This is a genomic window from Microbacterium sp. M, from assembly GCF_045181065.1.
Lineage (GTDB): Bacteria > Actinomycetota > Actinomycetes > Actinomycetales > Microbacteriaceae > Microbacterium.
On sequence record NZ_CP173721.1, the window covers coordinates 2,536,324 to 2,545,912 of the forward strand.

25 protein-coding genes are annotated in these 9,589 nt (G+C 64.6%); 16 read left to right on the plus strand and 9 right to left on the minus strand.

The features are described 5' to 3' along the window. Position 1: 1 nt before the first annotated feature. The 9 genes from ACI7YT_RS12550 to ACI7YT_RS12590 form a co-directional block, all read right to left on the minus strand. Positions 2-343, minus strand: a complete 342-nt coding sequence (locus ACI7YT_RS12550) for a hypothetical protein (RefSeq protein WP_406245864.1) — start codon at positions 341-343, stop codon at positions 2-4. Between the two features lie 51 nt (positions 344-394). After that, positions 395-517 carry a hypothetical protein gene (locus ACI7YT_RS12555; protein WP_406245865.1) on the minus strand — a complete coding sequence of 41 codons (123 nt, stop codon included), beginning with the start codon at positions 515-517 and terminating at the stop codon, positions 395-397. Between the two features lie 552 nt (positions 518-1,069). Further along, positions 1,070-1,201: a hypothetical protein gene (locus ACI7YT_RS12560; protein ID WP_406245866.1), complete on the minus strand. Its 132-nt coding sequence runs from the start codon at positions 1,199-1,201 to the stop codon at positions 1,070-1,072. Continuing rightward, positions 1,198-1,401: a hypothetical protein gene (locus tag ACI7YT_RS12565; protein WP_406245867.1), complete on the minus strand. Its 204-nt coding sequence runs from the start codon at positions 1,399-1,401 to the stop codon at positions 1,198-1,200. The genes ACI7YT_RS12560 and ACI7YT_RS12565 overlap by 4 nt, the downstream gene beginning before the upstream one ends. A 106-nt stretch (positions 1,402-1,507) precedes the next feature. Further along, positions 1,508-1,690 (minus strand): hypothetical protein, encoded by a 183-nt coding sequence (locus ACI7YT_RS12570; RefSeq protein WP_406245868.1) that lies wholly within the window; start codon positions 1,688-1,690, stop codon positions 1,508-1,510. Then, positions 1,687-2,076 carry a hypothetical protein gene (locus tag ACI7YT_RS12575; protein WP_406245869.1) on the minus strand — a complete coding sequence of 130 codons (390 nt, stop codon included), beginning with the start codon at positions 2,074-2,076 and terminating at the stop codon, positions 1,687-1,689. The genes ACI7YT_RS12570 and ACI7YT_RS12575 overlap by 4 nt, the downstream gene beginning before the upstream one ends. A 96-nt stretch (positions 2,077-2,172) precedes the next feature. Beyond that, the gene (locus ACI7YT_RS12580; RefSeq protein WP_406245870.1) at positions 2,173-2,553 is read right to left on the minus strand and encodes a hypothetical protein; all 381 of its coding nucleotides are present in this window, start codon (positions 2,551-2,553) and stop codon (positions 2,173-2,175) included. Between the two features lie 173 nt (positions 2,554-2,726). Next, positions 2,727-2,990: a hypothetical protein gene (locus tag ACI7YT_RS12585; RefSeq protein ID WP_406245871.1), complete on the minus strand. Its 264-nt coding sequence runs from the start codon at positions 2,988-2,990 to the stop codon at positions 2,727-2,729. A 628-nt stretch (positions 2,991-3,618) separates the two neighbouring features. Next, positions 3,619-3,900, minus strand: a complete 282-nt coding sequence (locus tag ACI7YT_RS12590; protein ID WP_406245872.1) for a hypothetical protein — start codon at positions 3,898-3,900, stop codon at positions 3,619-3,621. A 357-nt stretch (positions 3,901-4,257) separates the two neighbouring features. Here ACI7YT_RS12590 and ACI7YT_RS12595 point away from each other — a divergent pair, with 357 nt between their 5' ends. The 16 genes from ACI7YT_RS12595 to ACI7YT_RS12670 are packed head-to-tail and all read left to right on the plus strand — an operon-like array spanning position 4,258 to position 9,584. Further along, on the plus strand, positions 4,258-4,962 hold the full coding sequence (locus ACI7YT_RS12595; RefSeq protein WP_406245873.1) for a hypothetical protein: 705 nt from the start codon (positions 4,258-4,260) through the stop codon (positions 4,960-4,962). Then, positions 4,959-5,684, plus strand: a complete 726-nt coding sequence (locus tag ACI7YT_RS12600; RefSeq protein WP_406245874.1) for an RNA ligase family protein — start codon at positions 4,959-4,961, stop codon at positions 5,682-5,684. Before ACI7YT_RS12595 ends, ACI7YT_RS12600 begins: the two co-directional genes overlap by 4 nt. Further along, positions 5,681-5,908 (plus strand): hypothetical protein, encoded by a 228-nt coding sequence (locus ACI7YT_RS12605; protein ID WP_406245875.1) that lies wholly within the window; start codon positions 5,681-5,683, stop codon positions 5,906-5,908. The genes ACI7YT_RS12600 and ACI7YT_RS12605 overlap by 4 nt, the downstream gene beginning before the upstream one ends. Beyond that, on the plus strand, positions 5,905-6,198 hold the full coding sequence (locus ACI7YT_RS12610) for a hypothetical protein (RefSeq protein ID WP_406245876.1): 294 nt from the start codon (positions 5,905-5,907) through the stop codon (positions 6,196-6,198). The genes ACI7YT_RS12605 and ACI7YT_RS12610 overlap by 4 nt, the downstream gene beginning before the upstream one ends. Beyond that, positions 6,195-6,587, plus strand: coding sequence for a hypothetical protein (locus ACI7YT_RS12615; RefSeq protein WP_406245877.1), 393 nt, complete (start codon positions 6,195-6,197; stop codon positions 6,585-6,587). Before ACI7YT_RS12610 ends, ACI7YT_RS12615 begins: the two co-directional genes overlap by 4 nt. Continuing rightward, complete coding sequence (locus ACI7YT_RS12620) at positions 6,584-6,778, plus strand: hypothetical protein (RefSeq protein ID WP_406245878.1); 195 nt, start codon at positions 6,584-6,586, stop codon at positions 6,776-6,778. Before ACI7YT_RS12615 ends, ACI7YT_RS12620 begins: the two co-directional genes overlap by 4 nt. Beyond that, positions 6,775-7,050 carry a hypothetical protein gene (locus ACI7YT_RS12625; RefSeq protein ID WP_406245879.1) on the plus strand — a complete coding sequence of 92 codons (276 nt, stop codon included), beginning with the start codon at positions 6,775-6,777 and terminating at the stop codon, positions 7,048-7,050. The genes ACI7YT_RS12620 and ACI7YT_RS12625 overlap by 4 nt, the downstream gene beginning before the upstream one ends. Beyond that, positions 7,047-7,475 (plus strand): hypothetical protein, encoded by a 429-nt coding sequence (locus ACI7YT_RS12630; RefSeq protein ID WP_406245880.1) that lies wholly within the window; start codon positions 7,047-7,049, stop codon positions 7,473-7,475. Before ACI7YT_RS12625 ends, ACI7YT_RS12630 begins: the two co-directional genes overlap by 4 nt. 2 nt (positions 7,476-7,477) lie before the next feature. Then, positions 7,478-7,714 carry a hypothetical protein gene (locus ACI7YT_RS12635; RefSeq protein WP_406245881.1) on the plus strand — a complete coding sequence of 79 codons (237 nt, stop codon included), beginning with the start codon at positions 7,478-7,480 and terminating at the stop codon, positions 7,712-7,714. After that, positions 7,711-7,929 carry a hypothetical protein gene (locus ACI7YT_RS12640; RefSeq protein WP_406245882.1) on the plus strand — a complete coding sequence of 73 codons (219 nt, stop codon included), beginning with the start codon at positions 7,711-7,713 and terminating at the stop codon, positions 7,927-7,929. Before ACI7YT_RS12635 ends, ACI7YT_RS12640 begins: the two co-directional genes overlap by 4 nt. Continuing rightward, positions 7,926-8,237, plus strand: coding sequence for a hypothetical protein (locus ACI7YT_RS12645; protein WP_406245883.1), 312 nt, complete (start codon positions 7,926-7,928; stop codon positions 8,235-8,237). Before ACI7YT_RS12640 ends, ACI7YT_RS12645 begins: the two co-directional genes overlap by 4 nt. Beyond that, positions 8,234-8,770: a hypothetical protein gene (locus tag ACI7YT_RS12650; RefSeq protein ID WP_406245884.1), complete on the plus strand. Its 537-nt coding sequence runs from the start codon at positions 8,234-8,236 to the stop codon at positions 8,768-8,770. The genes ACI7YT_RS12645 and ACI7YT_RS12650 overlap by 4 nt, the downstream gene beginning before the upstream one ends. A 1-nt stretch (position 8,771) precedes the next feature. Then, positions 8,772-8,981: a hypothetical protein gene (locus ACI7YT_RS12655; RefSeq protein WP_406245885.1), complete on the plus strand. Its 210-nt coding sequence runs from the start codon at positions 8,772-8,774 to the stop codon at positions 8,979-8,981. Next, on the plus strand, positions 8,981-9,166 hold the full coding sequence (locus ACI7YT_RS12660) for a hypothetical protein (protein WP_406245886.1): 186 nt from the start codon (positions 8,981-8,983) through the stop codon (positions 9,164-9,166). Before ACI7YT_RS12655 ends, ACI7YT_RS12660 begins: the two co-directional genes overlap by 1 nt. Then, positions 9,163-9,408, plus strand: coding sequence for a hypothetical protein (locus ACI7YT_RS12665; protein ID WP_406245887.1), 246 nt, complete (start codon positions 9,163-9,165; stop codon positions 9,406-9,408). Before ACI7YT_RS12660 ends, ACI7YT_RS12665 begins: the two co-directional genes overlap by 4 nt. Beyond that, entirely contained in the window at positions 9,405-9,584 is a 180-nt protein-coding gene (locus ACI7YT_RS12670; protein WP_406245888.1) for a hypothetical protein, read from the plus strand. Before ACI7YT_RS12665 ends, ACI7YT_RS12670 begins: the two co-directional genes overlap by 4 nt. Positions 9,585-9,589: the final 5 nt, after the last annotated feature.

The window sequence follows — 9,589 nt, forward strand, 5'->3', positions numbered from 1 at the left end:
GTCACGCCTCCCCACGTGCGGCGCGCACGGCTTCGGCCAGCAGGCCCGCGATCTGCTCGCCGCTGCGCTTCCAGTCGGGCCTGATCGCGTGAGCGTCCAGGACGCTCTGCGCGATCTGCTCCGGCGAGCGGCGATCGGATCCGCGCTCGATCCCCCAGCGGCCCACGCGGTTCCCGTTCGCGTCGAAGATCCCGGCGCCGAGGCCGGTCCATTCGTCCAGGTAGTCGACGCCGTAACGTCCTGCCAACTGCGCGGAGGACTCGCTCAGCGCGTCGGCAATGTCGTTGCCCGTCTGCATGGCGTCGTTGCCGAGCGTGATCGTCAAGCGGAATTCGTTGCTCATGGTTTCCAGTTTCCTAGTCTGTGAGATTTAAGCGGCTTGAATGGATGCGGTCTAGCGGGCGCGGCCGGATGCCGTGGTGCGTGCGGCTCCGGCCTTGTAGGCGCGGGCCTTGCGGTTTGCCAGCGTGCGGGCCTTGCCGGCGTCCGTGCGCTTCTGCGTGAGGTGCTTAGCCATGATCTGAGGTTCCTAGTCTCTTCGGGGCCGGGCTTCCTTGCCCTGCCTTGTGATTCAAGATTAACACTTCCGGTTCGTTTTAGGTGCTTATTTTGGTAACAGAAGTGTAACGGTGTGGAGCGGGTCTAACTGTGGATAAACCTGTGGATAACCAAATCGGTCTAGATGTGTCAAATTTACACATTCGGACCAAAGAGGCGGTTTGGTGGTCAGAATGTGATCCGCCGGTGCACTGAGTGGTGTTCCAAAGTCGTTGACTGTGGAGTAACAGAACGGTGTGCAAAGTAGGGCTTTGGGCGGAATGTGTAAAGTTGGGCTTTGAAATCGGGATCGCGTGCCCAGTGTTTTCTAGGGGGCAGGTTGCGGAGCTTGTAGAGTGTTAATACCTAAATGTTATATAGATATATAAGAGTATTAAAGATGTATAGGTAGAAAGAGAGTTGTACACGGCCCAGAGGGCCAACCCTTGATTTTCCGCGGTTTTACATATCTAGCTCACCCTGTGGATAACGCACTCAGGTTTCACTCAGGCTTCGGGGTCTGAGGGCGACGCTAGGGAGGTCGGATCACGTGCTGGAGAATCGTGACGATGCCGAAGCCGCCGACGAATGCGAGGGCGCAGCCGATGCCGGTCAACGCGAGTTGCACGAGGTACGGGAGCTTGTCCCATCGTCGCCGGTTCACGTGTCCGCCTCGCTGATGCTGTACGCGGCCATGAGCGCGCGCAATCGGTAGTCACGGGCCAGGCGGCGGAGCGACTTCGACTCGCGGCCTGTGAGGGCGTGCAGGGCTTTGCGGTCGCACTCCTCTGCGGCTTTGCGGCATTGCTCTTGGATTTGCACGTGCCGGGGCAGGGTTTCGGGGGTGAGTGCGGCGTGTGTCATGCGGGGATCCTTTCGAGGAATGAGGCGGTGAGCCAGACGGCGGCGGCGCAGCTCCCGACCATGGCGGCGATGTTCCCCCATCGGTAGCGAAGCCGGGTTCGGCGTTTCATGGCATGAGGCCGATCTCTACGACGGTGAGATTTTCGAGTTGGCAGAGCACGGGGTAGTTTGCGCCGATGAATTGCACGCCGATACGGGGCGTGCGCGCCATGGGGGCATCTGTCGTGATCCCGACTTTCTGCGTTGTCGTGTCGAGCACGGGCTGACCGGCGCGCGTGGGGCGGGTCATGCGTTCACCTGCGCAGCGCGGTAGATGACAGCCCATCCGGCGGGCTCGTGTGCGCAGCCGGATTCCTCGCAGTAGTCGGGCTCATCCGGGAACACGGGGTTGTCGTCGTCGTGTGCGCCGACTGCGACGATCGCGAATGTGTCTCCCCCGGCCTCTCGCACGGCCTTGCGGATTGCCTCGTCTGTCATGGTTTCGGATGCATGCATGACCGCGCCGTTGTAGCCGTACTGGCCCGTGTAGCCGGTGAGGAACCGCCATTCGGTATCTGTCTGCCCGTCTAGGATCACGTCGTAGTCGTCGTCGTGCTCCGCCGTGGGAATGTAGATTCCGCCGATGTGCTCACCGGTGAGGGCGCTGTACGTCGAATCGAACTCGAGAGTGCTCATGATGGTTTCCAATCTGAGAATGTGTGAGTGAACAGCAGCCCCGCCTAGCGCGCCCGGTGTGGGGGCCGTGAGTGCGCTAGGCGAGACAACAGCGCACTAGACCGTGTGCATTACCGTGTTGAACGGCAGCTCCCCCATGCCGAGAGAATGGGAGTAGTCCCAGGAGTGTCGGATATCGGCAGGCTCATCATCGTTCGTCACGACCAGGTGAGAGACCGTGAGGGAGTCCCAGCGACACCACGGGGTGCGCCCGTAGCCGTCGTCTAGTTCGTCATCCGTGGCGTGCTGCGCAGCGTCATCCCGGCCCGCGGCCATGAGGGCAGCGCGTTGCATGGCGATACGGCGGCGGCGGGTAATCGGCCCGGCAGGAGTGATGAGCACGGCGACGGCCTCACCGGTGACGGAATGCCGCATTCCTCGCAGCACATAGGCGATATCGTGCGCAGCGGGAGAATGGCGCTCAATGGTGAAAGTCATGATGAATTCCTAACGGGAATGAATGATCTTGCCGGTGTCGTTGTCAATGATTCGGGCGGGGTATCCGGCAGCGGCAATAATGCGCGTCCACCGGTAAGCGGTGAATTCATCCGCACAATCCAGCCAGTAATGCCAGCCGGTGCTATGCGTCCACCGCTCCACGGTGTACCGCATTAGAGGCCGCGGTTACGCTTCCATGCATCGGCATCCGGGTTCGGGCCGATGTAGACCGCAGACACGGCGTCGAGCTTCCCGTTACTGCGCAGGTAGATCGCCGTGGCCAGGGGGCGCAGCGGGCGCAGGTCGTCGCGCTGCCCATCGCTGTCAATGAGATAGACCGCGCCATCCGTGGCAGTCACGTGCCAGAGGTTGAATCCGGGGCAGTAGCCCTCAAGGATGAGCGGGCGGCGGTACGTGGCGTCAATCGTGGCAACCATGATGCAATCCAATCCGGTGAGATAAGCGGGCTAATCAGAGCGCAGCAGCGGACAGGGCGAGCGCGTTAGCGCGATCGGCAGAGAGGCCAGCAGCACGCGCAGCTGCGTAGGCACGCTCCCACACAGACGCAGCACGGCGAGAGGCACGCGTGCGCAGCGCAGAGGCGGCGAGCAGCGCAGCCACGGCGAACACGACAACAGCGGCGAGAACAACAAGAGCGAAGAAAGCAAACATTGCGGGTTCCTAGTCCTAGCCCGGTGGGAGCGTGCGCCCCGTTGGGATACCCCAAGTTTAGCGGAATACACACGATAGCGATACCAAATAGACCGCTTAAATGGTAACGGTTAGATAACGGAACGATACACACACCGATACCCATAGGAGACATGCACAGACAGCGCAGCAGCGCAGCGCCGCGCAGCAGTACACCGGGGCCAATAGCGCAGCAGCAGCGCAGCAGCACCCATTAGAACCGGCATGCAAAGGTGCCAGATTGTGCCAAGGGGCGGCGAGCAGCGAGGGGGCTGGGCTGCACTCGCATAATTTTCTACCCCCACCAGGAGGATTCCGTGGGCAGTAACCCCAGATTTTCTTCCAGCTCAGCCGGCGGCGCGGGGGTGCGTGGAGTCAGACACCATCACGCTGACGAAGACGCGCGATCTCCTGATCCCGCTCCAGCTCAGACACCCCAGCTCGAGCCGCCGGCGCGAGCCCGTAGTGCTTCTCCCAGACCTTGCGGTCCCAACCATCCTTCGGCATGAGGTCGGCCGCCCCGCCGTCGACGCCCGCCGCCTGCCGCATCCCCTCGAGGCGCCGCTCGTCGTTGGAGCCCTTCTTCGCGAACATGAACGGCAGCGCGATGAGGCCGAGCACCGCGCCGGCAAGGAAGAGGAAGCCTAGGATCTCCATGGATCGCACGGTAGCACCACTCCCCTACACTCGCGAGCACATGCCCCGATCGGGCATATCCCGCCGATATAGCCTCTAGCGTTTTAAGCCGCTTGATCCGACCTAGACTGAAACTGCTCCCGTCGCGGGTGAGCAACAGGCGAGTGGTCCGCCTGAGCCCCAGATCCGCCCCCTTTCCCGGATCTGGGGCCTTCCGTTTGCCGCTCCCCCGATTAGGTGCCCTAATCCACTCTTGACTTTAAGCCGCCTAAACGCATAGAGTGGGGTTATCGCCCACAAGGTTGATGACCACCACCTGCAGTGAGAACGCCGCCTGTTTTGGCCGCTTAAACTGCGCACGCGACAGAAAGGGATCGCATGAGCAACCCAACCACCCCGAGGACGCGCAGGCAGCTGCGCGAAGCCCTCGAGCAGAGCCAGCAGTCGCGCGACAGCTGGGAGAAGAGCTTCAACGAACTCGCCGAACAGTACGATGCGCTCCTCGACCAGGCCGAGGCTGACGGCTGGAACCCGGTCCACGCCGTCGGCGGTTCGTTCCAGGGCCAGGTCATTGGCCGCACCGCGCCCGACCGCGCCGCCGAGAAGCGGGCCATCGAGGACGCCACCCGCCGCGAGACCCTCGAGAAGGTCATCGACGCGCTGGAGCTGCGCGACTACGGCTACACCGCGGACGACTACTACCCCGCCATCGCCATCCTCCGCGACGGGAAGCAGATCAAGCACCACGAGCGCCTCTGGGAGGACATCAACACCGCCCTCGAGGTCCGCGAAGCCGACAAGCACGCCAAGACTCGGCGCGCGATCGCCGGGAACATCGCCAAGCTGGCGAAGCGGGACTCCGGCTTCTCGCTCCACTTCATCCCGGCCGCCAACTTCGACCCGGAGAACCCGAAGGCGAGCGACCTGCTGGGCGGCGTGACCATCCCCGCCGAGCAGGTCATGATCAACACCGCCGACGATCCCCGCATCCAGGCGTCCCAAGACCTCGCCGACGCCGCATCGAAGCTGGGCATCCCGAAGCCCGCGAAGAAGCCCGCCAAGAAGAAGGGCGACAAGAAGTGACCGCCCTCGAGTTCCAGCCCTGGCCGAAGATCGCCCGCCTGAACCGCGACATCACGATCACCGAGAAGATCGACGGCACCAACGCCGCCGTAGTGATCGTGCCGGTCGAAGCAAACCACCCCACCAAGGTCGTCGACGGCGAAACTCTGTACCTCCAGAAGGTGACCACGCCCGTCATCTCCATCGTGGTCGACAATGCGGACGGGCAGGAGTACTTCGTGCTCGCCCAGTCCCGCACGCGCTTCATCACCCCCGACCAGGACAACTACGGCTTCGCCCGGTGGGTGGAGCGCAATGCTCCAACGCTCGTCGAGGTCCTCGGCGCCGGCACGCACTTCGGCGAGTGGTGGGGCGCCGGCATCCAGCGCAAGTACGGCCTCACCGGCTCCGACAAGCGCTTCTCGCTGTTCAACACCGGGCGCTGGGCCACGCTGAAGTCCGAGGTCGACATGAAGCACACCCACCCGGTGAACTTCGAGGCCATCCCGGAGCTGCACCACGTTCCCGTGCTCTACCGCGGCAACTTCAACGAAGAGGCCATCATCGACGCCGAGGAATGGCTGCGCCGAGACGGCTCGTTCGCGGCCCCTGGCTTCATGCGCCCCGAGGGCATCGTCGTCTGGCATGACGCCGCTCGCCAGAGCTTCAAGGTCACTCTCGAGGGCGACGAAGCACCCAAGGGCCAGGAGGCCCACCGATTCGACGAGGAGATCGCAGCATGAGCGACGACAAGATCACCATCCGCCGACGCGACATCTCGATCTACGAGGAGCAGGCGGTCGACACGCACTACGAGACGCGCCCCGGCGGCTGGTACGCCACGTTCAGCGGGCGCACGTCCACCGGCGAGTACATCTCCTTCGGACGCCGCGCAGCGACGGTCAAGGCCGCCCTCTCGGATCTCGAGGCCGAGTTCGCCACCCTCGGGTGGGAGGTGACCGCGTGAGCGCTGACATCGCGGAGATCAATGTCAGCGTTCGGAACTTCGCACCGAGTGGCTCGACCGGGGAGCTCCGCACTCTCGCATTCGGCGCCACTGGCCCCATCCGCGTGCTCATTGAGGTCGACTTTGATGAGGACGCCATCAACCTCGGCCTCACGCTGAGCAACGCGGCTGAGAGCGATGGGATCCACGCCTTCGTTTCGGATCTGATCGAGCTTCTCGCTGTTGTCAACGACAGCCCCGACACCATTGCCGCGCTCGTCGCGGCGGAAGACAAGGAGACCACCGCATGACCATCAGGACCACTCGCCGCTTCCCCAAGGCTGGCCGCAAGCGCGGCCTGGCCCCCGCGATTGCCATCATGTCGACCGTCCCGCTCGGTATCGCCGGCGCGATCGGCGTCGGGATCGCCCGTGTCAACACTGTCGAGACGCACACGAGCTGCACGGTCTCCGAGAAGGAAGATCGCGCGCTCGCTTCGCTCGACAAGCGTGAGCCCCGCGTATACACCGACTGCGGCGTCTTCGTCGTTGCCGACGAGCCGTTCCGCTTCCACTTCGGCGCCGCGGACGTGTACAACGAGCTGCAGGCCGGCGAGACGGTCGACCTCACCACGGTGGGCTGGCGCTTCGGGCTTTTCTCCTGGTTCCCGAACGTCGTCGACGTGGAGGTGGCCTCGTGAATAAGTCTCGCATCTGGGCCGGCGTCACGGCCGCGCTCCTCGCTACCGCGCTCGTCGGCTGCGCTCAGCAGTACACGCCCAGCGGCACGGGGGTCAACTCGATCGACACGAACCTGCCCGACGGTCGCACCGTGGTGTGTGTCGTCGCGTCCGGCGGCGGCGTCGACTGTGACTGGGACGGCGCGCAATGATCACCCAGACCCTCTCCGAGCGCCTGGCCGTCAAGCGGCAGCCGGGCGCTCGGCCCACCGTTGATCGCCGCGACATCTCGCTCACCGAGAGCGTGGAGCTGTTCCCGACGCTCGGCCTCGAGGTCTCGGACAACACGCAATGGGAGGCGGTCCTGGACGGCCGCCTGTCCACCGGCGAAAGCGTCCAGCTCGAGCGCTCCGGCAGCACCTCCGCCGAAGCCCTGGCCGCCCTCGAGGCGGCGATCGAAGAGAACGGATGGGAGATCCGATGACGAAGCCCTGGATGGGCGTCACGCCCCCGCCGCGCGGCCATGGCTACTACCCCGACGAGGCGCCATTCGAGCCCAGCTACACGGGCACCGGCTTCTATGAGCCGGCGCTCGAGTTCCGAGAGCGGACTACCGAGTACGGCGTGGCGCTGCAGGAGTGGTTCAACGGGATCCTCAAGCGCGAGTACGAGATCCGCGAAGAGGCGCTCACGACCACCGTCGTCAAGGCGCTCCGCAGCAAGGGCTGGACCGTCGAGCCGCCCACGTCGGAGCCCGTCGACGAGCACATGCGGGCAACCGAGGACATGCTCGAGCGGCACGCCGAGAAGCAAGGCTGCAGCCGGGGTGATGCGTGGAACTACTTCAGAGGCCAGGGCTACGAAGTGGAGCACCTGGACTATTTCCGAGACAAGAACACGGAGGACTGAACATGAGCAACATCGACCTCAAGGTCAACACCAGGAAGATCGTGAACATCCTGGCCAAGCTCGAACTCGAGGACGGCACCCGCGTCGCCGCGAAGAGCATGGCCCGCGGGATCCGCCTGACGGTGAACAAGCCGGGGCAGTACCACGCGAGCGAACTGACGGTCCCCGAGTCGGCGTTCGACGCACTCGGCGAGGTATTCGCCGCCGTGCGGGCGGCGCGAGAGGAGAACACGAAATGACCGAGAAGCTCGCCAAGGTCGCGTTCGAGAGCAACGCCAACGGAGCCCGCCTCGAGGGCGAGTTCGTCGCCGACACCGGCATCGCCTGGATGGTGAAGCCTGCAGGCCGCCCCATCCAGGTGCTCCAGAAGTCCGAGTGGACCTCCGTCGCGCCGAGCACGTCGAAGCCGAACTTCGACGACATCTTCGACATGTTCAAGGGAGGACGCCGATGACCACTGCAGCACCGCCTCTCATGTTCATTCTCACTGCCAGCAAGCGCGCCGTGAAGCGCGCCGATCGCTCCTCCCAGTGGGAGTCGGACGAAGAGGGTTTCCTCAAGCGCTGGCCGGACAACAGGCGCCCCGACACCGGGATCCAGCGCTCCGCGGACGCCACGCAACTGATCGCCTCGGCGAAGCGTCTGAACGACGCGCAGATCAACGGGGATTTCCTCGACTGGCTCTACTCCGTCGACATCGACTTCCCCGTTCACACCGAAAAGTGCACACCCTCGTGCCCCACCTGGAAGGACCCAGCATGACCACTATCACCAACGACATCCGCGACGTCGAGGCCACGAGCGTCGGAGACGCGCTCGAGTACCTCCAGAGGGCGATCGGCGCCGCGAACGCCGAGAAGGGCTTCCACGCGGAGGGTGACGCATTCCGCGCATCCGCCGAGGCAACGGAAGAGGGGGTCGGAGCCTTCGCTGACGACGATCGCATCGCCGCAGCCGGCCCGGTGTCCCTCCGCAATTACTACGCCGCCCGACTCGCGCTGCTCACCACGGAGGTCGCCGAGGCGATCGAGGAGCTGCGGAATGGCCGCGCCGTCAACGAGACCTGGTACTCCGCGAAGGTCAACGGTGGCACCTACGCCTGGAACGCCGGCGAGCAGCCCGAGGTCCTGTCCGACGTGATCGGCAAGCCGGAGGGCGTCCCGTCCGAGGTTGCCGACGTGGTGATCCGTGCCTTCGACTTCGCCGACGAGGCTGGATTCGACCTGGCCGCGATCATCGCCGAGAAGCTCGCCTACAACGCGACGCGCGGTCACAAGCATGGCCGGGAGTTCTGAGATGCACTCGGTCACCTCGAAGGGGCAGGCGCTCGCTCTCCTCGGCCTCCAGCACGCCGCGGCAATCGAGCAGGCAGAGCGACTCCGGCACGTCTCGCCTGACGGTCACCGGGTGGCGCTTCAGGCCACTCGCTACATCAGCCGCGCGATCGACTTGCTCCGGGCGGACGAGTGGGCGGCTGATGACTATTCGGACGCGCAGGTCTTCTGATGGCGTGGTTCATCTTCGCGATCATCGGGGCGGCGCTGCTCACCCTGCTGCTCTCGCCGACGCACCGTAGGGGCACGCTGCGATCGATCTTCGCGCGTGACCTTCCCAAGACGCCTTCCGAGTGGGCACCGAAGTTCCGCACCTACCGCAACGGACGCCTCATCGGAAAGGACGCATGGGCATGAACGAGATTAACAGCACGGGCGAAGCACTGGGCACTGAAGACCGCCTCGCCGCCGCGCTCGACGTGGCCAGGGAGAAGCTCATCGCCGCCGGCATGAGCGTCGAGCAGGCGGCTGAGGCCGCCGAGACGCTGGCCAAGTTCGCCGAGAAGGACTACGACCGCGCGCTGCGCTCAGGTCCGATCACGTACACCAACCGCGCCGCCCGCCGGGCGAGCGCACGAGCCGAAAGGAGCCGCACGTGACCACTGAGCGCGAGATCGAGATCGCCACCCTCCGAGCCAACGCCGAATCCTGGACCACCCAGGCCGCATCGCTCGTTCAGCAGGCGGGCAAGCTCGAGCAAGCTGCAGCGAACGCCACGCTGCAGGCCGACGAACTCGAAGCACTACCCATCGAGCTGCCGATCGAGGAGCCGTGATCGCC